Raw genomic sequence first — 22,847 nt, 5'->3', positions numbered from 1 at the left:
CGCGCGTTAAAGCCTTGTTTTCAGCCGATCATGGCGCTGCGGCCGCCGGCTTCCGTGTCGCGCGCCTTGGTGTCGCGCGATTCGAGCATCTCGGCCTTGGAAAGCTCCGCTTCGGCTTCGCTCAGCAATGATTCGGCGACATTTCGCTGCTGGGCGAGGTCGCTTTGCGAATTTCTGAGGTTGTCGCGGCGCAGGCGTGCCGCCTTGGCGAAGGTCGGATAGGCAAAATGATTGATGTCGGTGATGCCGGCCTTCTTCTCTTCGGCCGCGATCTGAAGTTCCAGCTCGACGGCCATGCGCTCGAACTCGGCGATCATCATGTCGAGCTGCAGCAGCTGCCGCCGCTTCTCGCTCACCTGAAATTGCTTCAGCCGAACGAGGTTTTCACGTGACTTCATGATTCGGTACTCCCGGAAACGCACACCTGCACATATCGTCCAATTCACCCGGCAAGGCCCAGGCTTCACCCGTTTCCACCGGCTTTCCCGGAACTATGGGAAACAAACTCCTAAAGTTTTTTGCCGGCGGTAACCATTCGTTTACGGGCATTGTTAATCATACGGCTCAGGACTTAAGGGCGGGTAAAAATTCTGCTACTCGTCGCGAAACCCGGCCAACGAGTCCGAAGAGTCACTTAGTCTGGCTTATTAATGTGCTGCATTAACGGTTTGGGTCTGTGATTCATTATTGGATTCAACAAGGTGTAGAAAGGGGTTAAAAAATCTGATACCGTCATGGACGGGGAATTAGGTTTTATTAACCATTCGATGGCAGCCTCTGCTCAGGCAATCACTGCTCCGGTCCTGGACGGGTCGTGAAATGGTCCGGCGGCAGAAAAGGGGAATGAAATGCGCGTTCTGCTGATAGAAGACGACAGTGCAACCGCACAAAGCATCGAGCTGATGCTGAAATCGGAAAGTTTCAATGTCTATACGACCGACCTTGGTGAAGAGGGTGTCGATCTAGGCAAGCTTTACGATTACGACATCATTCTCCTCGATCTCAATCTCCCCGACATGTCGGGTTATGAAGTTTTGAGGACACTTCGCCTGTCCAAGGTGAAGACGCCGATCCTCATCCTCTCCGGCATGGCCGGTATCGAGGACAAGGTGCGCGGCCTTGGCTTCGGCGCCGACGATTACATGACCAAGCCCTTCCACAAGGACGAACTGGTCGCCCGCATCCATGCCATCGTGCGGCGTTCCAAGGGCCATGCCCAGTCGGTCATCACCACCGGCGACCTGGTGGTCAATCTCGATGCCAAGACCGTTGAAGTCGGTGGCCAGCGCGTGCATCTGACCGGCAAGGAATATCAGATGCTGGAGCTGCTCTCGCTGCGCAAGGGTACCACGCTGACCAAGGAAATGTTCCTCAATCATCTCTATGGCGGCATGGACGAACCGGAGCTGAAGATCATCGACGTCTTCATCTGCAAGCTGCGCAAGAAGCTCGACGCCGCATCGGGCGGGCAGAATTACATCGAGACCGTCTGGGGCCGCGGCTATGTGCTGCGTGAGCCGGAAGATATCCGCGTCAGCGCCTGATCCCGAAAAGTGGATGCCGGTTTTCGGAAAAGAACACAGTAAAACAATAGGATAGAGCCTCATCCCGATTTCATCGGAATGGAACGACCCCTGATCAGGCGGCAATCTTCAAGGCGCGGAAGCACTCGAGCAATTGCGGCCGGTTGAACGGCTTCAGCAGGTAACCCTGGGCGCCGGCGCGTTTTGCCCGCATGATCGCCCCGACGTCGACCTCGACCAGCGAAATCAGAACTTGCGGCAATACCGGGCTTTCCATGGAGCGCACGCGGCGGATGAGGTCCTGCGCCTGCATGTCCGGCAAGGCGCCGTCGACGACGATGATGTCCGGCATGTCGGCAGTGCACATCTCGATCGCCTCATGGCCGCTGGCGGCTTCGATCACCATCATGCCGGAGCCGCCCAGGATACGCTTTGCAACCTTCCTGATGACGCTCGAATTGTCGACGAACATGCAGCGTTTCATTCCCGGACCCTCTTTGCCATGCGGCGAACCGGCAGCGTCGTGGCATCTGCCGGGGAACATAGGCCGATCTGGTAAAGAAGCCGAAAAGCCGTTAGGTAAAATTTTCCTGAAGGTGTTGTAAGCGAAATCTTCTTTCGCAATGCTTCATCCAATCAATCTGCAAGCCCGTCTGACAGATGTTAGGACGGCGCCGCAAATATGACCTGGAGAAATACTTCGCGCTCTTTTGGAGAACTTCAGGCTACGGAAAGGACGATCTCGTCGGCGGTCGCATGGATCGATATTGTCATGTTGGCTTCGCGGGCCAAAAGCAGCGTGTAATAGGGTTGCACCGAATGCGCGTCGATCGGCTCTTCCGGTCTGTGGCCGGAATGCAATTCCAGGAATTTGGGCGGCACGCGCAGCATCGGGCCGCTCGCCGCGAGCGCAAAGCGCGGCTCGGTCTCGAGGTTCTCCAGCGTGACCACCAGCCTGCCGCCGCGCGGAATGGCGGCGTTGGCGACGAGGATGAGGTTGAGCAGCAGCTTGACCTTGTTCTTGGGCAATAGGGCGCGGGTTCCGTTCCAGACCAGTTCCGGCTTCTCGTTCTTCAGGAAGGCGATGGCCACGGCCTCGGCGTCCCCGGTGTCGATCAGCATGCCGGCCGAACCGGCGGCGCCGAAGGCGATGCGGGCGAATTGCAGGCGGGCGGAGGCGTTTTTGGCGCTTTGGCGGATCAGCTTCATGGCGTCTTCGTCGGCGCCGCCTTCGTCGAGCAGCTCAAGCCCGTTGTTTATGGCGCCGACCGGCGAAATGATGTCGTGGCAGACCCGGCTGCACAGCAGCGCTGCCAGGTCGGGTGCGGAAAGGGTGAAAAGCTCGGCCATCGGCAAAAATCCCTGCAAATTTCACAACAAAATGACCGGGCGATCATGATCACGCCTGTCCACACGAATCACCCTCTCTCCCAAGCATTGTGAATACACAGCGCTTGTGCGTGCAGCAACAAATCCAAAATTATCATTGTCGAAAATGGTGTGTTCACGCAGCCTGGGTGCTGCGCGGGCATGCGAAAACAGCCTTCGAACCGCCATGTTCATGTGAGAGTTTAATGGTTGAAAAAGGATTACGGCATAGTTTGCCCCTAACAGTCATCCTTAACGGCCGCCAAAGAGCCGTACGGGTGCGAGGCGTCGGCGAAAGTGCTCCCTGACGGAGATTGGAAGCATGGTTTCCCGATTCTACGACCGGACTTTTTTCCGTGTCATCTCAATGACGATCGCGCTCATCGGCCTTGTCGCCTTTTCGACATCGGCCGCGCGGGCGCAAGAGTACACCGCCCAGGAGATCGTTGATTCCGGTCATAAATTCTTCGGCGCGACATCGGGTGGGCTGGCCACGGTCGTCGAGAAGATTTTCGCCACCTATGGCCTGCCGAACGGCTATCTGCTCGGCGAAGAGGGGTCCGGGGCGCTGATCGGTGGCCTGACCTATGGCGAAGGCACGCTCTACACCAAGAATGCCGGCGATCACAAAGTGTTCTGGCAAGGCCCGTCGCTCGGCTGGGATTTCGGCGGCGAGGGCTCGCGCGTGATGATGCTGGTCTACAATCTCGACGATGTGAGCAGCCTCTATAACCGCTTTGGCGGCGTCGCCGGCTCTGCCTATGTCATCGCCGGCGTCGGTTTCAACGTGCTGAAGAACAACAATGTGCTGCTCGTGCCGATCCGTACCGGCGTCGGCGCCCGTCTTGGCGTCAATCTCGGCTACCTCAAGCTCACCCAACGCGCGACCTGGAATCCGTTCTGACCTGCACGATGGCGCCACTGCGGTTGGCCCTGTGATCCCACGGTCTGAGCTTTGCCGCGGCAGACCCTTGCCGCGGCGCCGGATTTCCGTCATGCGAAGATGGCAAAGTCGAACTTTGACCATTGCCTGCCGCCCATAACGGCCGGCCATGCATAACGGATAGTCATCTTGGTCCAGTCGATCCTGTTCTTTGTCCTCGGCTTTCTCTGCGCGGGCTTTCTGGCGCTGATGATTGCCCCGGCCGTCTGGCGGCGGGCGGTGGCGCTGACGCGCAGGCGCGTCGAGGGTTCGATGCCGCTGACGCTGGCCGAGATCCAGGCGGACAAGGATCGCGTCCGCGCCGAGTTCGCCGTTTCGGCGCGCCGGCTCGAAATGACCATCAAGTCATTGCGCGAGAAAGCCGCCGAACAGCTGGTCGAGATCGGCCGCGACCGCGAAGCCCTGAAGGAATTGGCGGCCGAGCGGCAGGACAAGAACCGGGTCGTCGCCGACCTCACAACCAGGAGCGAGGAGCTTCGCAAGCGCGATGAGCAGCTGCAGCAGCTGTCGGAGAGGCTTGCGGAGACCGAGCGCGCGCTCGAAAAGCGCGGGCTCGAACTGCGAAAACTGGAGCACATGTATGACGACGCCAGTTTTTCGTCCAGCAGCCGGCAGATCGAGTTGGTGGCGCGCGAATCCGAGCTGCAGAAGCTGGCAAGCGACATTTCGCTGCTGCGCGGCCAGCGCAAGGAGGCGGACAGGCGCAGCCAGGAATTGACAGCCGAAAGCAAGGTTTTGCGGGACGCGCTGAAGGCCGAGAAGAAAAGAACCGGCGACTTGGAAAAGAAGGTCGAACGCCTGCTCGCCACGTTGGCCGATCGCGAGGACAGGCTGGAGCGCCGCGAAAAGGAACTGGTGCGCCTTCGCGAAAGGGCGAAAGGCGCTGAAAGCCCGCCTGCGGCGGCCCTTGCCGGCATGCCAGGAAGCCAGGTCAATGCGACCGCCAACGGCGACATCGAAAAGGCAAGCGCCAAGCTCGATGCCGACCGCGAGCGGCTGGAGGCCAGGCTGACATCGCTGGCACGCGAGAACAGGAGGCTGAAGACAGATCTTGCTGCCGTCGAAACATCGAAATCACACGCCGGAGACGATACCGGCAGCGCCAGCGCGGCATTGCGCGAAGAGATGAACGATCTGGCAGCGCAAGTCGTCGCCTTGACGGCCAAGCTCGACGGCCCGGATTCGCCGATCGCCCAGGCGCTTGCAGCGCCTGAGGATGCGCGGCCGGAGAGCGGCGGACGCAGCCTTGCCGATCGCGTGCGGGCGCTGCAGAAGGCCGCATCGACCAACTGAGACGCCGCAAGCGCAAGAGCGAGACGCCCGGCTCTAAAGCGCGTCGTGTTCGACCGGCCTCATGCGACGCGCTTTATGTTCTTGTTTTGATGCATGTCGTTACCGCAAAACCGCTGCACACTTTTGCGCGACATGCATCAGGCCCCGGAAAAATGATGAAGTGCGATGGCTGACGCCGCTGCGACATTCAGGCTGTCGAAATCCTGCGCCATACCGATCCGCAGCGTCTGCAGGCGAGCAAGCAGGCTTTCCGGCAGGCCTTCGCCCTCGGTGCCGAGATAGAGAGCCAGCCGCTCGTTTCTCTTGGCATCGCGAATGTCGATTTGCCCGTGCGGCGACAACGCGAATTGGCTGAAGCCTTGCTGGTCGAGTATGGCGATGCAGCCGGCGGCGTCGGCAAAGGAGGCGAAGGGGACTTTCAAGGCGGCGCCCACCGAGACGCGGATTGCCTTGCGGTACAGCGGATCGCAGCAGGTCGGATCGAGAAGCACGGCATCCGCGCCAAAGGCGGCGGCATTGCGGAAGATCGAGCCCATATTGTCATGATTGGCGATGCCGACCAGCACAACGATCAGCGCGCGGGCGGGCAGCGCGCCGAGCAAGGCCTCAGCGGAGATGGCCGCACCTTTGCGGCCGATCGCCAATATGCCGCGATGCATGTGGAATCCGGCGATCCTGTCCATGATTTCGCTGGATGCGACATAGATCGGGAGCCCGGCAGGCGCCTTGCGCAGGACGTCATCGAGGCCGGCCAGCCGGTTTTCGAGTACCAGCACCGATTCTGCCTCGAAGCGCCGGGCGGCGAGCAGCGTGTCGAGCACCACCTTGCCTTCGGCGACGAAACGGCCTTGCCGGCCGGCAAGATCTCGCTCCCGGATGTCGAGATAGGCGGCGACGCGGGGATCCTGCGGGTCGTCTATGCGGATCGGATTCATGGCTTCCTCGGCCGACCATGGCATCGGCCGCGAATCGGGATTCGGTTTCGGAAGGCATGATGCCGGATCCGAAGCTCGGACCGTATCTCAGCGTCCAAATGGATGCACGCCGTTCGAACGGTCAAGCCCAATCACTGGACGCCGGGCCGAGGCCCCCTGGCGACGAGAAATACTTGATTCCCGCGGCACGGCCCTTCGGCCAAGCCGCTTCAATTCAGAATTTCGATCGGGCGAAGGAACCACACAGGGCCATGCCGCGTCATAGAAGCGGGCTCCTGCTGCAGTCCTGGGAGGACATCGATGATCAGGCTCCTCCTCGTCTTCGCCGCCACGCTTGCCCTCGCATGCGGCGTGGCTCGCGCAGCCAAGCTCGATCCAGCCACCGTCAATCAGGCCCAATTCACTATCGGCGAACCGAAGGGTGTCGATCCGATGCTGCTGAAGGCGCAGATCCTTCTGGATCGCGCCCGCTTCTCGCCGGGCCTGATCGACGGTCGTCTTTCCCAGAACTTCGCCAAGGCCGTCGCCGCGTTTCAGGCGGCAAACGGACTTCCGCCCGACGGCAAGCTCGATCCACAGACCTGGAGCAAACTCATCGCAACCTCCGCCAGGCCGGTGCTGGTGACCTATGAGGTGATGCGCAAGGACGTGCGCGGACCTTTCACCAAGCGTATTCCGGCCCGCTTGGAGAGGATGGCCCGCTTGCGGCGGCTCGGTTACCGCAATGCGGTGGAGAAGTTGGCCGAGCGCTTCCATATCAGCGAACAATTGTTGAGAATGCTTAATCCTGGCACCAGTCTCAGGAAACCAGGCAGGACGTTGGTGGTGCCTGATGTCGGCAGGGGCGACCCTGCCGCCGGGGTTGCCGCCGTCGAGATCGACAAGGGCGCTCGCCTGGTGCGTGTGCTCGACCGTGCCGGCAAATGGCTGGCGGTCTACCCCGCCTCGATTGGGAGCGATGAGAAACCGGCGCCAAGCGGCACGGCAGAGGTCAAGCGCGTGGTGCACAACCCTACCTATCACTACGATCCGGACTTCGCTTTCAAGGGGGTCAAGACCAAGCGGCCCTTCACCATCGCTGCCGGGCCGAACAATCCCGTGGGATTGGTCTGGATCGATCTCTCCATCGAAAGCTACGGCATCCACGGTACGCCCGAACCGGGCAAGATCGGCACGACCTTTTCGCATGGCTGCATCCGGTTGACCAATTGGGATGCCGAAGACCTTGCTTCCATGGTGCAGCCGGGCACGAAGGTCGAGTTCAAGGACGAGATTGCGCAGGCCGCCGACGAGCGCGCTGAGTAGCAGGCGGACTTGGCAGCAAAGCGGACTTGCCGGCCAAACGGACTTGGCGGGGCATCCTCCGCTCCGGCCGCCCCGGCCAATCAGGTCCCGGCGCGACGCAGCCGGTGAGCCATCTGCGACAGCTCACCTTCGCCGAAAATGCCGTCCAGCATGTGCAGCAATTCGCGGACCGCCGCGGATTTGCAGGAATAATAGATCATTTGCCGATCGCGGCGGGTCTCGACAAGGTCGGAAGCCCTGAGCTTGGCCAGATGCTGCGACAGGGCGGATTGGCTGAGCGACACCTTCTCGGCTATGGCGCCGACCGACATCTCGCCCTCGGCCAGATAGCTCATGATCAACAAACGTTTTTCGTTGCCCATCAGCGTCAGAAACGCAGCCGCGGTTCCGGCGTTGGCGACTAGTTTGTTCGAGACCATAGATCCCCCATGCCTTCTTGCTCATCCGCCGCTATGGGGGCAATAGCGTCGGATTCCATAGACTTTCCCTATAGATGCACGCCAGCGATTCAGCGTCACTCGCAAAGGTAGAACATTTCGCTCAAATCTCAAGGCTTGCTTTCCATGCAAGCCGATTAACCGTGCGGCTGTGATTAATTTGCCGATCGGGCAGCCTTTGCCATGTCAACCAGGACAGGCCTGAGGTCGCGCGCCGCTCTCAGCGGCTCGGGGAAGAAAACCCGACAGACATTGTCGCCCGATATGAGATCCATCCCGTCGGCGTCGAACCCGGTGACGATCCAGCCGTCACTCTCGGCCCCGCCGAAATGGCTTGCGTAGAGGGCAATCGCATCGAGATGGTCGGCGTTCATGTGGTCGAGCGCCGATTGCTCCCCGGCGGCAAGCTCTTCGACGATCGCTCCCGTCGCGACCAGATCGGTGCGGTCGAGCAGATAGGCCTTGCCGAAGCCGCCGTTCAGGCTGGCGCGCTCCGGTTCGAGCCGGAAGATCGAGAAGTCGCCGAGCCCGGCATAGAGTTTTGCCTTGGGATTGCGGTTGAGGTAGCGCCGCTCGGCGCGGGCGTGCTCGTTCGAGCCGCGTTCCAGCCGCACGGCGCGGCAGACGAGCGTCAATCGCGGATGCGCCAGCGGATCGCCCTTGCCGGGTTCGCCGACGAGCAACGAACAGCGCGGGTCGGCAAGGATGGCGCCGGTATGGGCGGACAGCATCGATACCAGGATCAATGGCGTGCCGTCGATGTCTGTGGCGACGCCGACCCGGCTGGCCAGCGGCGAACCGGTTCCTGGTTCGAGCACTGCCAACGCGCCGAAACGGGCGCTGCGGATCAGCGTCTTTGCCAGCCTGATCGCCTCGGGATCGGTCGCGCGGATCACGTCCTTTTTTGGTTTGTCCAAAGCACCACCGTCGCGTTTATTTCGGCGCCATGCGGATAGCGCCGTCGAGGCGAATTGTCTCGCCGTTGAGCATCTGGTTCTCGATGATGTGCAAGGCAAGTGCCGCGTATTCCGAAGGCTCGCCCAAACGGGAAGGGAAGGGCACAGCGGCGCCGAGCGAATCCTGCACCTCCTGCGGCATGCCGGCCATCATCGGCGTCCTGAAGATGCCGGGTGCGATGGTGCAGACGCGAATGCCGGAGCGGGCGAGATCGCGCGCCACCGGCAGCGTCATGCCGACGACGCCGGCCTTGGACGCGGAATAGGCAGCCTGGCCGATCTGGCCGTCATAGGCTGCGACCGATGCGGTGTTGATAATAACGCCGCGCTCGCCGCCCTGCAGCGGTTCGAGCCTGGCGGTCCGGTCGGCGACCAGGCGGATCATGTTGAAGGTGCCGATCAGATTGACCTCGATCACCTTGCGGTATTGGTCGAGCGGATGTGGTCCGTCCTTGCCGATCGTCTTCATGCCGATAACGATGCCGGCGCAATTGACCAGGATGCGCGGCTCGCCGAGCGTCTCAGCCACTTCCGCGACAGCAGCGGCACCGCTTTCCGCGTCGCTCACATCGCATCGGACGGCAATGCCGCCGATGTCGGCCGCCACCTTGGCCGCCCGCTCGATGCCGAGATCGAGGACGGCAACCCTGGCGCCGCCGGCGGCAAGAGCGCGCGCCGTCGCCTCGCCAAGGCCGGAGCCGCCACCGGTGACGATCGCAATCTGGCCGTTCGGGTTCATCTCGACGTCCTCCTCCGAGCCCAGACTATTCTGCCAAGCCACCGTGCGACAGCACCGGCACGGTCACGCCATCGCCGCGATGTGCTCGCCAATCCTCGCCTGGTCGGCGTGGCAAACCTCGCCCACCAGCCTTGCCACTGCGCCCGGCACGATCTCGTGCGCCAAAAGCCGGTCGAGGTCGACCGGACGCGGCATCGAGATCTGCCCACGCGGCAGCCTCCTGAAGCCGAGCGGACCGTAATAGGGTTCGTCGCCGACCAGCATCACGGCCGGCGCGCCGGCTTTGGCAGCGGCTTCGAGCGCGATTGCCACCAGCCGGCGGCCGATGCCGAGGTTCTTGAAGGCCGGCTGCACGGCGAGCGGCCCTAGCATCAGCGCGCGGCCGGCGCCCGCGGCGATGCGTGTCATCCGTACCGAGGCGACGACGGTTGCGCCGTCGACGGCCACGAAGGACAAAGCCCGTTCATGCGGGCCACCTTGGCGGATCCTGTAGGCAGCAAGCACGAAACGGCCCGGCCCGAAGGCTTCGTCATTGATGGCTTCGATTTCAGGATCATGCGCCGGAGTTTCCGGCAGGTATTTCACGTCGGCAAGGCTCATGGTCTTTGCGTTCCGGTATGCGAGGAAAGGTTTGCTGCAAGCGGCAGCGTTCGCCAGTCAGCGCTTCATCAAGCGCGGGCGCTCTTTCGTCGTCGGTCGAACCGGATTAGGGCAAAGTCGAACATGCGGATTGTCCGCTAGCACCAATTTTCAGCCGCCGCAATCGGCCGGTTGCGCTCGACGACGCAGCTGTTGACGATCTGTTCAGCGCTGGCGATTTCGGCAGGTCCATTTCATGCCCTACATCAGGCAGGAACGCGAAAGGACATTTCATGGGATTGCTAGTCGAAGGCCAATGGCAGGACCGCTGGTACGATACCGGGGAGAGCGGCGGCAAATTCGTGCGGGCGCGGTCGCAGTGGCGCGACTGGGTGACCCGCCACGGCTTCCCGGCCGAAGGGCGAAAACGTGGCTTCAAGGCCGAGCCCGGCCGCTACCACCTCTATGTCTCGCTCGCCTGCCCGTGGGCGCATCGGACGTTGATCTTTCGCGTGCTCAAAAAACTCGAGGACGTGATTTCCGTCGCGGTCGTCCATCATTTCATGGGAACCGACGGCTGGACGTTCCTGGCCGAGGACGGCGCCACCGGCGACACGCTCTACGGCCTCGATTTCCTGCACCAGATCTACACCAGGGCCGATCCCGGCTATTCGGGCCGGGTCACCGTTCCCGTGCTGTGGGACAAACGCGAGCAGACCATCGTTTCTAACGAATCCTCCGAGATTATCCGCATGCTCAATTCGGCCTTCGACGAATGGGGCGATGCCAAGCTCGATTTCTATCCGCAACCGTTGCGCGGCGAGATCGATGCGGTCAATGCGCTGGTCTATCCCGCGGTCAACAACGGCGTTTACCGTGCCGGCTTCGCCACCACGCAGGCAGCCTACGAGGAGGCGTTCGGCGAATTGTTCTCGACGCTCGACATGCTGGAGGACCGTCTGTCAAGGCAGCGCTATCTCGTCGGCGGCCGCATCACCGAGGCGGATTGGCGGCTGTTCACGACACTGGTCCGCTTCGACCCGGTCTATGTCGGCCATTTCAAGTGCAATCTGCGCCGCATCGCCGACTATCCGAACCTGTCGAATTATCTGCGCGACCTCCACCAGGTGCCAGGCGTCGCCGGCACGGTGAATTTGCACCACATCAAGTCGCACTATTACGGCAGCCACGAGACCATCAACCCGACACGCATCGTGCCGGTCGGGCCTGAGCTCGACTATGGCGCGCTGCACGACCGCGACAGGTTCAGGAAGGCGGCGTGAGACCGGCGCCCTAGCGGAAGGTTTCTGAGTCCATCTTTGCCCGTCTGACGAGATCAGCTTTCAATGTGGTATTTCCAAATCGATTGGAGTAGCCGAGCGACGTTGCCAGGAACGCCACGATGCCGCCGATCATGACGATCTGGACCGACATCTGGAGCGGGATTGCGCGAAACGATCCCGACAGCAGAAGCACGGCCATTCCCAAACCCATTTCTATCAGGCTTGAGAAGCCGACCATTTTCCAGAATTCAGTGCGAGTAAAAAGCCGAGCATGTCGCTTTATAAAAACGAAATATGTCACGAATGCCGCAAAAAGTTGTATTGCGAACTGGATGCCTCTTCCACTTTTTTCCAACCTGGATGGATCTATCCCAAGGACCATTGTCGAAATTAAGGCTGTAGCAAGAATTGTTGTCACAGTAATTACCGTGTAAAGTGAGATATATAGTACGATTCTAAGCCTGTCGTTTTGGCTATGTTTCATTTTTCTCTTATCGCCTAATATATATATTTCTCTCGGAGAACAATGGATGTTGCCGGCCTAAACCGAAGCAGCCAAAGCTGTTGGAGAGATGATCTACCAGTAAGGCGATGCCGAATTCCCCTCAAAAACTTCGGCAATCCGCCGCAGCGTCGCCGGTGTCGTGCCTTCCGGCAAGCGGTCGAGCGGAAAGAAGCCGGCTTCGGCGATCTCGCGGTCGGGCAGCTTGGGTGCTGGCTGATCGAACTCCTCGACCAGATAGAGACCGACATGATCGCGGCGGCTGGCGCGGCGGTTGAAATGCAGGGACTTCAGCACCGGCGGTCCGGTCAGCGCGATGTTGCCTTCCTCGAAGACTTCGCGCGTCAGCGCTTCGATCATCGTCTCGCCCAACTCGACGCCACCGCCGGGCAGGTGCCAGCCAGGGACATAGGTGTGGCGGATGAGGAAGATGGAATTGGAGGGGCGGTCGTGGATCAAGCCGCGCACGCCGAGCGTCATCGGCCGCCGCAGTACGAAGTACAGGTGAAACAGCCTTGCCCTGAAGCCTGGCCAGCCGGTCTGGCGCAGGGCTTGCTCCGGATCCGGCGTCATCGTCCGCGAAACCGTGAGTGGAAAGCCGCGCGCGCCTCGCCTATGAAGAAAAGATGTTCAGGCTCGCGCATATTTCCGATGTCCATCTGGGGCCGCTTCCCGATGTAACCTATCGCGATCTCGCCTCCAAGCGCGTGGTCGGTTACGTCAATTGGCAGCGTAACCGCCGCCGCCACATGCACGACGCCGTCATCGACACGATCGTCGCCGACATGAAGGCCAGCGGGCCGGACCATCTCGCCATCACCGGTGACCTGGTCAATCTGGCGCTCGACGGAGAGATCGAGATGGCCAAGCACTGGCTGGAGACGCTGGGCTCGCCGAATGACGTGTCGGTCGTGCCAGGAAATCATGATGCCTATGTGCCGGGCGCCTTCGACAAGACCTGCCGGTCCTGGGCAGCATGGATGACCGGCGACGGCGTCAATACGCCGGTCGACCGCAACACCTTTCCCTATCTGCGCGTGCGCGGCGATGCTGCGCTGATCGGCGTCTCCACGGCGCGCGCCACGGCTCCGTTCATGGCCAACGGCTTCTTTCTGGAAGGCCAGGCGGAAAGGCTGCGCGACATGCTCGACGCCACAGGCAAGCGCGGCCTGTTCCGGGTGATCATGATCCACCACCCGCCGGTGCGCGGCGCCGTTTCGCAGAACAAGCGGCTGTTTGGCATCTCGCGCTTCCACAAGGTTCTTCACCGGCACGGCGCCGAGCTTGTGCTGCACGGCCATTCGCATGTGCCGTCGCTCTTCTTCATCGGCGCCCGCAAGGCCAAAATCCCGGTGGTCGGGGTCGCCGCCGCCGGGCAGGCCCCCGGCAGTTCGCATGCGCCGGCGCAATACAATCTGCTCGACATCGACGGTGAAAAGGACAATTGGCGGATCAAGCTGACGCGCCGCGGCCTGACCGGGCCGGCATTGCCGCCCAGCGACCTGCAGACAATGGAGCTTGGCGTCGAGGCCGAGGCGTCGATGGCTAGAGTAATTCCAGGAAAAGTGTGAAACGGTTTTCCGTCCGGAATTGCGTCAAAACAAAGAGATAGAGCCGTTCAGCGTTTCCGTGAAACGCTGAATGGCTCTAGAAGCTGATTTTCATTGCGACGATGCGGTCCCAGAACAGCACGAGCGAAATCGCCAGGCCGACCAGGGCGCCGGCGGCGATCAGGCCCAGGCCCGAGAAGAAGGCCGACCAGCCGTTGCTGCGCGCAGGGACATGCAGCGGCGGCTCGGCCTCCGCCACCAGGGCGCGTTTCAGGCCGGCGACGGCCTGCTCGATGCCGCCTTCCATCATCCTCTGGCGTTCGACGACGCGCTCGGCGACATAGCGCGTCACCTGATCGGCAACGACCTTCATCTCGGTCGACTCGGCGAGCACGACGCGGCCGATGCGCGTGTCCTTGAGAAAGCGGTAGGTGCGGCGGTCGCGTCCCATGGCGACATGGCTGACGGCGTCGATCCACAGCCTTGGCTGCAGGCCGGACGAGACGGCGAAGTCGAAACTGTCCATGTCGGTGGGTACGTCGCCGAACACCGGCGCGAGTTCGGCGGCAAGCAGATCGAGCCGCATACGATGCGCCTCGCGCATGTCGACGACGACATCGTCGCGGTCGGCGAAGGCGTTCTTGACGTCGCGAATGGCATCGGACAGTTTTCGCGACTGATCGATCTGGGTGATGTTCTCGCCTGCGTCCTTCATCGGCGTAGCCTCGCGGGTTTGGTTAACACCGAATTAACACAGCCGCCAGCAAAATGCACTTGCGAGATCGATGGGTGGGCAAGGGTTCGCTGGAGCAGCACCAGCGCCGCCGCCGTGCCTGTGCGAAGACCGATCAGCTCGCCGCAGCGGCGAATCCCGGACGAAGCCGCCTGCCGCGGCGCCTCATATTGCGACGGACGGCTTCGACGATCAGGCCGGGCGCTTCCTCGACCAGCATATGGCCGGCTTCCAGCACGTGGTGCAGATGAAAACGCTTCGGCAGGCCGTCCGCTTGGCTGACAGGCAGCACCGCGTCGTCCGTCCCCCAAACCACCATCACCGGCATGTTCAGCGTTTCAAGCCGTTCGCTCGGGATGACACCTTGCCGATCATCCCTGGTCATTGCGGCTGCGAGCTCGACAAGTGTCCCCAACTGGCCGGGACGCTGGCGCATCTCGTTGAGGAGATCGACCCGGTGCTGCGGGGGCTGGCTTTGCGGTCCCGACATGGCGGCAAGGCAGGCGCGGATTTCGTCGGTGCCGGCAGCGGCGGCGTAGCGGCGCAGCAGCGGGCCATTGATCTCAGGACCAAGACCGCCCGGTGCCAGCAGCGTCAGCGAGGCCATTCTTTCGGGCTCGCTCAATGCCATCAGGGCGGCCACGGCGCCGCCCATCGAATGGCCGACGAGATGGGCCCGCTTTATCCCGCGTGCGGAAAGGTCCGCAAGGACGGCACTGGCTGCGATCCTGGCCGGACCGCCGCCCGGAAAATCGAACGACAAGCCATGACCCGGCAGATCATAGGCCAAGGTCCGCGCGCCCGGAGCCAGAGGCGCGACCACATCGCGCCAGTCGTCGTGGCAGCCACCGAAGCCATGCAGGAAGACAATCGTCGTCGGGCCGGTGCCCCGTTCGGCAGCGTAAAGGGATCGGGTCATGCAAACTTAATGGGTTTGTGCCGGGATCAGTCCGGATGCCGGGGGGATCAGTCTTTGTGCCGCGATTGGTCTTTATGCCGCGATGGGTTTGGGGCGGTTCAATCGTGTCTGAATTGCGCTTTGGCCGTGCGGATGGCCAGTAAAATTTTCGCGATCAGCTGACGTCGTTCGCGCGCCGGAAGACGTCAGCTGGCACCGCCAAGCCCGGCGGCGCGCAGGGCCTCTACCAGTCGGTTGGTCAGATCGGCGGGATATCTGCGCTCGACGAACGTTGCACGCGGATCGGCTGCGAATTTCGGGAATTTTGTGGTCAATTCCTGCAGCAGCCTGCTTGCCAGCTTTTCGCGGCCGGCAGCGTTGGCACCGATCAGCCGCGCCGCCAGATAATGCGATTTCATTTCCGTCGTTCGCAAGCCGTCGCTGGCAAGCGTCGCCTTGTTCATGTCGCCCATCATGAACTCTCCTGCGAACAGCCCGTAATCCCACCATGTCGGATGGGCGCTGGCGATATCCACCGCGTGAGCAAGGATCGGGGTGCCCTCGCTGTACCTGCCGGCGAAAACGAGCCCGTAGCCATAGGCGGCGGCCATTGCGAGATCGTAAGGATTGAGTTCGTAAGCCTTGCGCATCCAGCGGATCGATTCCTCGGAATTGCCGATGCGCGAATTGAGATAACCAAGGGCGCGGTGCGCATAGGGGCTGGTGGGGCCCATCTGGATGGCGCGATGGGCAAACATCATCGCCTTTTCCATCGTCGCGTCGGCGGGGTAGGGATAATGGTCGGTGACCGCCTCCAGATGCAAGGACGCGAGTTCCGAATAGACGAGCGACGACTTCGCCTCCCGGTTGGCAAGATCTTCGAGGCAGCGGTAGGCGGCTTCGTGCGTCTGCGCGTTCTGGTCGAGATAATATTTGCCGTTGAGCACCAGACACGCCGTCAGCCCGGTCTGGATGCCGCTCTGCTCGATGTAATTGTAGATCGTGCCCGAGGCGGGAAGAGCCGAGCTCAAAATGCCGGAGATTTGGTCCTCGATAGCGGTGTTTGCGCTGTCGCCGGCGGTCAGGTTGCGTGACAGCAGCACGCGGCCGGTCGCCACGCTCTGCAGCTCGAGCATAATGTCGCCGCTGCGCGGCCCGGGCAGGACATCGAACACGAAGCTGGCGGCGTCGGTAAGTGGATCGGGCGGGCTGTCGGCATCACGACCGATGAAGTTGATGGTATCGAAGCCGCTAAGGCCGGCGCGCAGTGATGCAGCGACACGGCGAGCCACGTCGCTGTCGGCCTTGATGGCAATGTAAACCTGGGGGAGGGTTTCAACCGGAGGCGCCGCTATGCTGCCGGTCGCCACCGCGGTCTCGACCGCCGTGTCGCCGCCGGTCAGCAACACCACGCTGCCCTGGCGAAGGATCAGCACACCCAGCATGAGGATGACCAGCGCGATCGCCAGCCAGAAGAACTGCAAATGGCGCTGCAGCGACGGTGCAGCGGGGCTGAGCGCTGGAACGCTCAGCAATGCAGCCGGATGTGCCCGGTTGCGGGCATCCTCCGAGGATCCAGGCGGGGCGCTCGTCGCCGCCTCCTCTGTCGCCGGCTGCGGCTTGCTCTCTGCCTCGGCCTCCGCCGGCAAGCGAATGGCATTGAGTTCGTAGGATGGAACATAGCCGCCGCGCGGAATGGCGATGCGGACCGGTTCGGCAACGCCCTCGTTGGCGAAGTACTGCTGCAGCAGCTCGCGCAGCCTGCCGGCCTGCACCCGCACCACCGCATCGGTCGACGGATCGAAATCGCCGTCCTTGCCAAAAACGTCCATCGCTATGGAGAAGCCCTTGAGCCGGTCGGCTTCGCCTGCCTGCTCGCGCTCGACCAGGTAGCGGAGCAGCTTGCGCGCGCGCTCGGATCGTCCGAACGTTTCGCTGGCCAGCAATCGCTCCAACGTTTCGCGCACTGCGGGGGCGGCAGGCGTGGTATGCTGCAAGTGTCGATCCCTTCGAATTCGGCACAGGTTGAGGTACGATCATATAGCGCTGGCGCCGCCTTACAAGCATGTGCTTATGGTGCGATAGCGTACCCACCGGATAAATATCCGGTGGCTGATGGCGCGGGCCTGGCAGTTTCGGCTAGCCGCCCTTCCGGCCGACGATGCGGTTGGCGGCCGAAACCACGGCTTCGAGCGAGGCGGCGACGATATTGGTGTTGATGCCGGCGCCGAACAGCTTGCCGCCCGGATGTTCCATCTCGACATAGGAAATGGCCGAGGCATTCGAGCCGCGCTGCATGGAATGCTCGGAATAATCGAGCACCGACATCGGCACCCCGACGTGGCGCGACAGCGCATCGACGAAGCCGTCGATCGGGCCAGTACCGGTGCCGGATATGGTCACCTCCTTGCCCCCGTCGAGGATCACCGCTTCGACCACGCGCCGGCCCTTGACCTCGGTGTCGGGGTAGGTGTGGTGGTCGAGGAACTTCAGCCGCGCGCCGGGCTGGTCGACATAGGTGTCGAGAAAGCGCTCGTAGATGCGCTTGGCCGGCACCTCCTTGCCTTCGGCGTCGGTGATCGCCTGGATGGCCTGGCTGAACTCGATCTGCAGGTTGCGCGGCAGGTTGAGGCCGTAATCCGCATGCAGCACATAGGCGATACCGCCCTTGCCGGACTGCGAGTTGATGCGGATGATGGCTTCGTAGCTGCGGCCGACATCGGCCGGGTCGATCGGCAGATAGGGCACCTCCCAGTGCGGCGTGTTGGCCTTGCGCAGCGCCTTCATGCCCTTGTTGATGGCGTCCTGGTGCGAGCCGGAAAAGGCAGTGTAGACGAGCTCGCCAACATAGGGATGGCGCTCGGGGATCTTCAGTTGGTTGGAGTATTCGTAGACGTCCTTCATGCGGTTGATATCGGAGCAGTCGAGCCCGGGATCGACGCCTTGCGTGTACATGTTGAGCGCCAGCGTGACGATGTCGACATTGCCGGTGCGCTCGCCATTGCCGAACAGCGTGCCTTCGACGCGGTCGGCGCCCGCCATCAGGCCGAGTTCGGTGGTGGCGATGCCGGTGCCGCGGTCGTTGTGCGGATGCAGCGAGATCAACAGGTTCTCGCGGTTGTCGAGATTGCGGCACATCCATTCGATGCGGTCGGCATAGATGTTGGGCGTCGACATCTCGACCGTGGAGGGCAGGTTGATGATCAGCTTGTTTTCCGCCGTCGGCTGGACGATTTCGGTGACGGCGTTGCAGATCTCCAGCGCCACTTCGAGCTCGGTGCCGGTAAAACTCTCCGGCGAATATTCAAAACGATAGCCGCCGCCGGCCTTCGCCGCCATGTCGGTGATCATCTTGGCCGCATCGGTGGCGATCCGCTTGATGCCGGCGACGTCTTTCTCGAAGACGACGCGGCGCTGCAGCTCGCTCGTCGAATTGTAGAAATGGACGATCGGGTTGGTGGCACCCTTGAGCGCCTCGAAAGTGCGGGTGATCAGTTCCGGCCGGCACTGCACCAGCACCTGCAGCGAGACGTCGGCGGGCACGTTGCCTTGTTCGATGCACCAGCGGGCGAAATCGAAGTCGGTCTGCGAGGCCGACGGGAAGCCGATCTCGATCTCCTTGAAGCCCATGTCGAGCAGCAGGGCGAACATGCGCGCCTTGCGTTCCTGGCCCATCGGATCGATCAGCGCCTGGTTGCCGTCGCGCAGGTCGACCGAGCACCAGATCGGCGCCTTGTCGATCACTCTCGAAGGCCAGGTGCGATCGGCAAGGCCGACGGTCGGATAGGGCTGGTATTTGCGGGCGGCGTCCGGCATGCCCTTTACCGCAGGCTTGCTGATTTCCTCTACATTCAGACGGATATCTTCTCGTGCGTTCATCGTCATTTCTCCCGGCGGCTCGCGGATCCAGCTTCAGCCGGATTGGTGGCGAGCGGCGCCTTTACCAGAATTTCGTTCGCTTGATGTGACGTGCCAATTTGTGACTGGCCAAGGAGCGTGCGCGTGAGCGGCAATTCGACCGCCGGGCGCTCCTTCAGCGAACCCGGCGATCGCCGATAAGGCCGAGAAGCAGCAGGGTGGAGGCAAGCGCGCGAACGGTCTGGCCGGCAATGCCGGTCGGGCGGGACGCAAAAGAGGTGGCGCGCGGGCTCATGGCGGATTTCATACAGGAGCGGGCAAAGCGAGGCAAGTGGGAGCCTCGCCGTCGCAGAAGCTGCCGATCTCCCCCCGCAAGGGGGAGATTGGATGTCGCCTTGGTTTTCGCCAACATTCAAAGTTGAGGGTGGGGCAACTTTGTTCTTGCTTTGTGCCGGCAGCTATGCTACTAATCTGGCTATGGTGCTGATTGGCGCCGAGGACCCGCCGTCGAGGCGGGTTTTTTATTTCCGGCACCTCCCAGGAGGAAACATGACCACACCCGATCCGATCCGCCGCTTTGTCGAAGCCACCAATGCCGGCGATAGCGAAGCCTTCCTGGACAGTTTCACGCCCGACGCCTTCCTGAGCGACTGGGGCCGGTCGTTCAAGGGCCGCGAGCAGATTGCGCGCTGGAACCAGTCGGACAATATCGGCGTGCAATCCAGACTCCGCATCCTCGGCATCGCAGCGAAGGACGGCACCTACCGCGTTCGCATCGCCGTCGAAGGCAACGGTTTCAACGGCGACGGCGATATGGTCTTCACGCTGGACGGCGAGCGTATATCGGGCCTGGTGATCAGCTGACGCACTGCCCGGCTGGTCTTTACTCCCGCAGGCTTCTCGCCACCAGCCGCGCCACGCTTGGGCCGACCAGAAGCACGATCAGGAAGCGTGCCGATTGCAGCGCCATGACGAAGGAGATGTCGACGTGCTGCGCGGCGGCGGCGATGATGGCGACGCTGTCCATGCCGCCGGGGCTGGTCGCCAGATAGGCGGTCAGCGGATCGATGCCGAGCAGGCGGCTGATCAGGAAGGCGAGGCCGCCGCAAAAGACGATCAGGGCAATGATCGAGCCGACGATCTGCGGCAGCGCGCGGGCCGCGTGGCGCAAGATGGCCCTGGTGAAATTCAGGCCGATGCTCCAGCCGATCATCGTATAGCTCAAGGCGAGCAGCCAGGGCGGCAGCTGCATGGTCACGCCGAGCCCGAGATGGATCACGGTGCCGAAAATGAAGGTGCCGAGGAAGAACGGCGACGGCAGCCTGAAAAGCTTTCCGGCGAGGCCGCCGACCAGCGCCACGCCGAATGTCGCGGCCAAGCCTTTCGGGTCGACCGGCGGAAACCAGACGATGGCCGGCACCTCGATGCCTGAGGTGTCGACCCAAAGCTTGGCCACCAGGGCCGCCGTCATCGAGACGCAGATGACGCGCAGATAGAGCATGAAGGCGACGAGGCGCTGGTCGGCGCCGAAGGCACCGGCCATCAGCACCATGGCGGTGGCGGCGCCCGGCGACGAACCCCAGACGGCGGTGGTGCCGGGCAGGATGCGCCAGCGGCTGATCAGCCAGCCAAGCAGGCTGGATGCCGCGACCGTCGCCATCACGACGCCGAGGAACAGCGGCCATTCCTTGTAGAAGACGGGAAGATATCGGCCGAGATGGAACTGGCGACCAGGCAGCCGACGACCGCCTGGGCGGAGCCGAACAGAACCCGCGGCACGCGCACCGTGGCGCCGTTGGTGCCGGCAGCGATGGCAGCCAGCATCGGCCCGATCAGCAGTGCGGCGGGCAGGGCGGCGAGTTCCAGCGCGCCGGCAAACAGCACCGAGACCACCACCAGGACCGGCCACTGCCAGCCCTTGTGGATCCGCCCCAGGTGCTCGATGGCCGGCGGGTTCGGGGAAGAATCCATAGATCGGCTCTTAGACCGGTCGCGAAAAAATGCGAACCCTTTTTGCGGGGGAAAAGGGCTTGGGTGGTAATGGCACCAGCCATCCGTAGCGATCCTTCGCGCCCCCCTCTGTCCTGCCGGACATCTCCCCCTCTAGTGGGGAGATTGGATGTCACGTCGGCCTTCGCCAATCTCCAAAAAGAGAGCTGTCGGCGAAGCTGCCAATCTCCCCACTTGAGGGGGAGATGGCCGGCAGGCCAGAGGGGGGGCGCTGTCCCGCCGGCCTCTCCTCTATCCCGCCTTCACCGCCGGCAACCCAAACCCACCAACCGGACGCGTCTCCACCTGGAACTCGAAGCCGGCGATGATCGGCCGTGCCTTGGCGATTGCCGCCTGGACTTCGGGCAGCTGCAGCGAAGCTTTATGGCTTTCGGCGTCGGTCCACACTTCGGTCACCCAGATCGCGTCGGCGTCGGCCGGGTCGGTGGCGATGATGTAGTTCAGGCAGCCGGGCATGGCGCCGGTGCTGGCGAGCAGGACCTCCATGACCGCGTCGCGCTGGCCGCGCGTCGCCCGCATCTTGCCGATCAGTCCGTACATTCGCTTTGCTCCGTTGAGATTACGCAACCAGGAGTATGCAGTTCGCCGTCTACGGCATCAACTGGCCGCCATTCACCTCGATCACCTGGCCGGTGATGTAGCCGCTCAACAGAGCGGAGGAGAGGAACAGATAGGCGCCAACGCAGTCCTCGGCGGTGCCGGCGCGGCCCTGCGGGATGGTGGCGATCATGCCTTTCATCTGGTCGTCGGTCGAGTAGCGCTCGTGGAAAGGTGTCGCGATCGTGCCGGGCGCCACCGCGTTGACGCGGATGTTGAAACCGATCAGCTCCTTGGCCATGCCGCGCGTGACGTTGGAGACGAAGGCCTTGGCGGAGCCGTAAAGGCCGGCGCCGCCACCGGCGCCGTTGCGCGCGGCGATCGAGGAGGTGTTGACGATGAAGCCGCCCTGCCGCTTCAGCCATGGGATCGCCTTGCGCGAAGCTGTCAGCACGGAACGCGCGTTGAGGTCCATCACCGCGTCGTAATGCGCCTCGGTCTGCTCGGCATAGGGCACGCGGCCGAGCATGCCGCCGGCATTGTTGACGAGGCCGTCGAGCCGGCCGAAATGTTGCGCACTGTCCTCGACGACGCGCTCGACATCGGCGGGGATCGAGAAATCGCCCTGGGTCAGGAACACGTCGCCGCCACCGTTGCGAATGGTCGCCGCCAGGTTTTCGGCAGCCACCCGGCTCGAATTGTAGTGCAGTGCGACGCGACATTTCTGCGCGGCGTAGGCAAGTGCAAGCGCCGCGCCGATGCCGGTCGACGCGCCGGTGACCAGCACCGCCTTTCCGGCAAGGTCGGGGATGACCAGAGAGGGGCTGACAAGGGTGGTGGTGGCTGGCACGTCTATTCCTCCGGGGGACTCGGCCTGCTCTTCGTAGGCCCTCGCAGTCCTCGCGTTCAAGTCCGTAAAAGCCTATGGCCTGAGATAGGCGTAGCCCTGGCGCTGCAATTCGGCGAGCTTGACGACACCGCCTCTGTCGGCGGCATGGAAGCCGTCGAGCAGGTCGGCCAGGCCGATATCCATGCCGTGCATGGTGTTGGCGCAAGCGTGCGGGCTGAGCCCATCCTGGACAAGGCCGGCGAAACGCCCGGAAATGGCGGCGGATATGCCCTTCGACTTGAAGGCGGCAAGTGCTGGGCCGTGCACGACAAGCGCGATGTCGACCTTGCCGTCGGTGCCTTCGAAGTGGTTCTTGATGTTGCCGAGCACGAAATTGACCTTGTCGAGATCGCTGAGGTGATAGGCGACCTTTTGCCTTTCCTCTTCGACGGCCTTGACTTCAATGGCTGCCGCCTTGGTGGGGCGCAGCCCGAAAAGCCCGGCGGCCCCGGCAAGACCGACGCGGAAAATATCGCGGCGTCGCATGGCTTCATCTCCCATTTAGCCGG

24 protein-coding genes and 1 pseudogene are annotated in these 22,847 nt (G+C 62.5%); 7 read left to right on the top strand and 18 right to left on the bottom strand.

Annotation, left to right across the window (positions count from 1 at the left end):
* Positions 1-20 precede the first annotated feature (20 nt).
* Positions 21-398: a flagellar export protein FliJ gene (locus NKJ09_RS15090; protein WP_023719275.1), complete on the bottom strand. Its 378-nt coding sequence runs from the start codon at positions 396-398 to the stop codon at positions 21-23.
* Positions 399-848: 450 nt separating this feature from the next.
* Between NKJ09_RS15090 and ctrA the strand changes: the two genes are divergently transcribed.
* Positions 849-1,544, top strand: a complete 696-nt coding sequence (gene ctrA, locus NKJ09_RS15085; protein WP_006203583.1) for a response regulator transcription factor CtrA — start codon at positions 849-851, stop codon at positions 1,542-1,544.
* 94 nt (positions 1,545-1,638) lie between these two features.
* Here ctrA and NKJ09_RS15080 read toward each other — a convergent pair whose 3' ends face one another.
* On the bottom strand, positions 1,639-2,007 hold the full coding sequence (locus NKJ09_RS15080) for a response regulator (protein ID WP_023719274.1): 369 nt from the start codon (positions 2,005-2,007) through the stop codon (positions 1,639-1,641).
* 236 nt (positions 2,008-2,243) lie between these two features.
* Complete coding sequence (chpT, locus tag NKJ09_RS15075; RefSeq protein ID WP_023719273.1) at positions 2,244-2,873, bottom strand: histidine phosphotransferase ChpT; 630 nt, start codon at positions 2,871-2,873, stop codon at positions 2,244-2,246.
* Positions 2,874-3,258: 385 nt separating this feature from the next.
* Here chpT and NKJ09_RS15070 point away from each other — a divergent pair, with 385 nt between their 5' ends.
* Positions 3,259-3,795 carry a DUF1134 domain-containing protein gene (locus tag NKJ09_RS15070; RefSeq protein WP_245278600.1) on the top strand — a complete coding sequence of 179 codons (537 nt, stop codon included), beginning with the start codon at positions 3,259-3,261 and terminating at the stop codon, positions 3,793-3,795.
* Positions 3,796-3,963: 168 nt separating this feature from the next.
* Positions 3,964-5,127, top strand: coding sequence for a coiled-coil domain-containing protein (locus tag NKJ09_RS15065; protein WP_352482035.1), 1,164 nt, complete (start codon positions 3,964-3,966; stop codon positions 5,125-5,127).
* Positions 5,128-5,264: 137 nt separating this feature from the next.
* On the opposite strand, the gene NKJ09_RS15060 is transcribed toward NKJ09_RS15065, so the two are convergent.
* Entirely contained in the window at positions 5,265-6,062 is a 798-nt protein-coding gene (locus NKJ09_RS15060) for a TrmH family RNA methyltransferase (RefSeq protein WP_023719270.1), read from the bottom strand.
* A gap of 300 nt (positions 6,063-6,362) precedes the next feature.
* On the opposite strand from NKJ09_RS15060, the gene NKJ09_RS15055 reads away from it, so the two are divergent.
* The gene (locus NKJ09_RS15055; RefSeq protein WP_352494767.1) at positions 6,363-7,367 is read left to right on the top strand and encodes a L,D-transpeptidase family protein; all 1,005 of its coding nucleotides are present in this window, start codon (positions 6,363-6,365) and stop codon (positions 7,365-7,367) included.
* An 80-nt stretch (positions 7,368-7,447) separates the two neighbouring features.
* On the opposite strand, the gene NKJ09_RS15050 is transcribed toward NKJ09_RS15055, so the two are convergent.
* The 4 genes from NKJ09_RS15050 to NKJ09_RS15035 all read right to left on the bottom strand — a co-directional run bounded on the left by NKJ09_RS15050 (position 7,448) and on the right by NKJ09_RS15035 (position 10,099).
* Entirely contained in the window at positions 7,448-7,786 is a 339-nt protein-coding gene (locus tag NKJ09_RS15050; protein ID WP_023679553.1) for an ArsR/SmtB family transcription factor, read from the bottom strand.
* Between the two features lie 173 nt (positions 7,787-7,959).
* Positions 7,960-8,721, bottom strand: a complete 762-nt coding sequence (locus NKJ09_RS15045) for a HugZ family pyridoxamine 5'-phosphate oxidase (RefSeq protein ID WP_352494768.1) — start codon at positions 8,719-8,721, stop codon at positions 7,960-7,962.
* Positions 8,722-8,737: 16 nt separating this feature from the next.
* Positions 8,738-9,499, bottom strand: a complete 762-nt coding sequence (locus NKJ09_RS15040; RefSeq protein ID WP_352494769.1) for a 3-hydroxyacyl-CoA dehydrogenase — start codon at positions 9,497-9,499, stop codon at positions 8,738-8,740.
* Between the two features lie 63 nt (positions 9,500-9,562).
* Positions 9,563-10,099 (bottom strand): GNAT family N-acetyltransferase, encoded by a 537-nt coding sequence (locus tag NKJ09_RS15035; protein ID WP_352494770.1) that lies wholly within the window; start codon positions 10,097-10,099, stop codon positions 9,563-9,565.
* A gap of 272 nt (positions 10,100-10,371) precedes the next feature.
* Between NKJ09_RS15035 and NKJ09_RS15030 the strand changes: the two genes are divergently transcribed.
* A complete protein-coding gene (locus NKJ09_RS15030) occupies positions 10,372-11,361 on the top strand; it encodes a glutathione S-transferase family protein (RefSeq protein WP_352494771.1) in 990 nt (329 codons plus the stop codon).
* A 10-nt stretch (positions 11,362-11,371) separates the two neighbouring features.
* Here the strand turns inward: NKJ09_RS15030 and NKJ09_RS15025 are convergent, their stop codons facing one another.
* On the bottom strand, positions 11,372-11,845 hold the full coding sequence (locus tag NKJ09_RS15025) for an ABZJ_00895 family protein (RefSeq protein WP_280940419.1): 474 nt from the start codon (positions 11,843-11,845) through the stop codon (positions 11,372-11,374).
* Between the two features lie 93 nt (positions 11,846-11,938).
* Positions 11,939-12,436, bottom strand: a complete 498-nt coding sequence (locus NKJ09_RS15020) for an NUDIX domain-containing protein (protein WP_023719262.1) — start codon at positions 12,434-12,436, stop codon at positions 11,939-11,941.
* A gap of 53 nt (positions 12,437-12,489) precedes the next feature.
* On the opposite strand from NKJ09_RS15020, the gene NKJ09_RS15015 reads away from it, so the two are divergent.
* Positions 12,490-13,434 (top strand): metallophosphoesterase family protein, encoded by a 945-nt coding sequence (locus tag NKJ09_RS15015; RefSeq protein ID WP_352494797.1) that lies wholly within the window; start codon positions 12,490-12,492, stop codon positions 13,432-13,434.
* Between the two features lie 76 nt (positions 13,435-13,510).
* On the opposite strand, the gene NKJ09_RS15010 is transcribed toward NKJ09_RS15015, so the two are convergent.
* The 4 genes from NKJ09_RS15010 to leuA all read right to left on the bottom strand — a co-directional run bounded on the left by NKJ09_RS15010 (position 13,511) and on the right by leuA (position 18,860).
* Positions 13,511-14,128, bottom strand: coding sequence for a hypothetical protein (locus NKJ09_RS15010; RefSeq protein WP_352494772.1), 618 nt, complete (start codon positions 14,126-14,128; stop codon positions 13,511-13,513).
* A 133-nt stretch (positions 14,129-14,261) separates the two neighbouring features.
* Entirely contained in the window at positions 14,262-15,065 is an 804-nt protein-coding gene (locus tag NKJ09_RS15005) for an alpha/beta fold hydrolase (protein WP_352494773.1), read from the bottom strand.
* 185 nt (positions 15,066-15,250) lie between these two features.
* Positions 15,251-17,041, bottom strand: coding sequence for a tetratricopeptide repeat protein (locus tag NKJ09_RS15000; RefSeq protein ID WP_023719258.1), 1,791 nt, complete (start codon positions 17,039-17,041; stop codon positions 15,251-15,253).
* A 142-nt stretch (positions 17,042-17,183) separates the two neighbouring features.
* A complete protein-coding gene (gene leuA / locus NKJ09_RS14995; protein WP_352494798.1) occupies positions 17,184-18,860 on the bottom strand; it encodes a 2-isopropylmalate synthase in 1,677 nt (558 codons plus the stop codon).
* Between the two features lie 591 nt (positions 18,861-19,451).
* On the opposite strand from leuA, the gene NKJ09_RS14990 reads away from it, so the two are divergent.
* Positions 19,452-19,766, top strand: coding sequence for a nuclear transport factor 2 family protein (locus NKJ09_RS14990; protein ID WP_352494774.1), 315 nt, complete (start codon positions 19,452-19,454; stop codon positions 19,764-19,766).
* Between the two features lie 19 nt (positions 19,767-19,785).
* On the opposite strand, the pseudogene NKJ09_RS14985 reads toward NKJ09_RS14990, so the two are convergent.
* From NKJ09_RS14985 to NKJ09_RS14970, 4 genes and pseudogenes are all read right to left on the bottom strand, one after another.
* Positions 19,786-20,873 (bottom strand): annotated as a pseudogene (locus NKJ09_RS14985) (AbrB family transcriptional regulator).
* A gap of 270 nt (positions 20,874-21,143) precedes the next feature.
* Positions 21,144-21,452 (bottom strand): putative quinol monooxygenase, encoded by a 309-nt coding sequence (locus tag NKJ09_RS14980; protein ID WP_352494776.1) that lies wholly within the window; start codon positions 21,450-21,452, stop codon positions 21,144-21,146.
* Between the two features lie 49 nt (positions 21,453-21,501).
* On the bottom strand, positions 21,502-22,299 hold the full coding sequence (locus tag NKJ09_RS14975; RefSeq protein WP_352494777.1) for an SDR family NAD(P)-dependent oxidoreductase: 798 nt from the start codon (positions 22,297-22,299) through the stop codon (positions 21,502-21,504).
* Positions 22,300-22,371: 72 nt separating this feature from the next.
* Entirely contained in the window at positions 22,372-22,824 is a 453-nt protein-coding gene (locus tag NKJ09_RS14970; RefSeq protein WP_352450551.1) for a DsrE family protein, read from the bottom strand.
* Positions 22,825-22,847: the final 23 nt, after the last annotated feature.

This window comes from Mesorhizobium sp. M0189 (assembly GCF_040322135.1).
In the GTDB taxonomy this organism is placed as follows: domain Bacteria; phylum Pseudomonadota; class Alphaproteobacteria; order Rhizobiales; family Rhizobiaceae; genus Mesorhizobium.
The sequence above is the reverse complement of the archived record's forward strand: the minus strand, read 5'-3'. Positions and strand labels throughout refer to the sequence as shown.

Excerpts from the sequence above, each read along its gene's own strand:
- NKJ09_RS15090 (WP_023719275.1), bottom strand. The coding sequence starts at position 398 with ATGAAGTCACGTGAAAACCTCGTTCGGCTGAAGCAATTTCAGGTGAGC.
- ctrA (WP_006203583.1), top strand. The coding sequence starts at position 849 with ATGCGCGTTCTGCTGATAGAAGACGACAGTGCAACCGCACAAAGCATC.
- NKJ09_RS15080 (WP_023719274.1), bottom strand. The coding sequence starts at position 2,007 with ATGAAACGCTGCATGTTCGTCGACAATTCGAGCGTCATCAGGAAGGTT.
- chpT (WP_023719273.1), bottom strand. The coding sequence starts at position 2,873 with ATGGCCGAGCTTTTCACCCTTTCCGCACCCGACCTGGCAGCGCTGCTG.
- NKJ09_RS15070 (WP_245278600.1), top strand. The coding sequence starts at position 3,259 with ATGACGATCGCGCTCATCGGCCTTGTCGCCTTTTCGACATCGGCCGCG.
- NKJ09_RS15060 (WP_023719270.1), bottom strand. The coding sequence starts at position 6,062 with ATGAATCCGATCCGCATAGACGACCCGCAGGATCCCCGCGTCGCCGCC.
- NKJ09_RS15055 (WP_352494767.1), top strand. The coding sequence starts at position 6,363 with ATGATCAGGCTCCTCCTCGTCTTCGCCGCCACGCTTGCCCTCGCATGC.
- NKJ09_RS15050 (WP_023679553.1), bottom strand. The coding sequence starts at position 7,786 with ATGGTCTCGAACAAACTAGTCGCCAACGCCGGAACCGCGGCTGCGTTT.
- NKJ09_RS15040 (WP_352494769.1), bottom strand. The coding sequence starts at position 9,499 with ATGAACCCGAACGGCCAGATTGCGATCGTCACCGGTGGCGGCTCCGGC.
- NKJ09_RS15035 (WP_352494770.1), bottom strand. The coding sequence starts at position 10,099 with ATGAGCCTTGCCGACGTGAAATACCTGCCGGAAACTCCGGCGCATGAT.
- NKJ09_RS15030 (WP_352494771.1), top strand. The coding sequence starts at position 10,372 with ATGGGATTGCTAGTCGAAGGCCAATGGCAGGACCGCTGGTACGATACC.
- NKJ09_RS15025 (WP_280940419.1), bottom strand. The coding sequence starts at position 11,845 with ATGAAACATAGCCAAAACGACAGGCTTAGAATCGTACTATATATCTCA.
- NKJ09_RS15020 (WP_023719262.1), bottom strand. The coding sequence starts at position 12,436 with ATGACGCCGGATCCGGAGCAAGCCCTGCGCCAGACCGGCTGGCCAGGC.
- NKJ09_RS15015 (WP_352494797.1), top strand. The coding sequence starts at position 12,490 with ATGTTCAGGCTCGCGCATATTTCCGATGTCCATCTGGGGCCGCTTCCC.
- NKJ09_RS15010 (WP_352494772.1), bottom strand. The coding sequence starts at position 14,128 with ATGAAGGACGCAGGCGAGAACATCACCCAGATCGATCAGTCGCGAAAA.
- NKJ09_RS15005 (WP_352494773.1), bottom strand. The coding sequence starts at position 15,065 with ATGACCCGATCCCTTTACGCTGCCGAACGGGGCACCGGCCCGACGACG.
- leuA (WP_352494798.1), bottom strand. The coding sequence starts at position 18,860 with ATGCCGGACGCCGCCCGCAAATACCAGCCCTATCCGACCGTCGGCCTT.
- NKJ09_RS14990 (WP_352494774.1), top strand. The coding sequence starts at position 19,452 with ATGACCACACCCGATCCGATCCGCCGCTTTGTCGAAGCCACCAATGCC.
- NKJ09_RS14980 (WP_352494776.1), bottom strand. The coding sequence starts at position 21,452 with ATGTACGGACTGATCGGCAAGATGCGGGCGACGCGCGGCCAGCGCGAC.
- NKJ09_RS14970 (WP_352450551.1), bottom strand. The coding sequence starts at position 22,824 with ATGCGACGCCGCGATATTTTCCGCGTCGGTCTTGCCGGGGCCGCCGGG.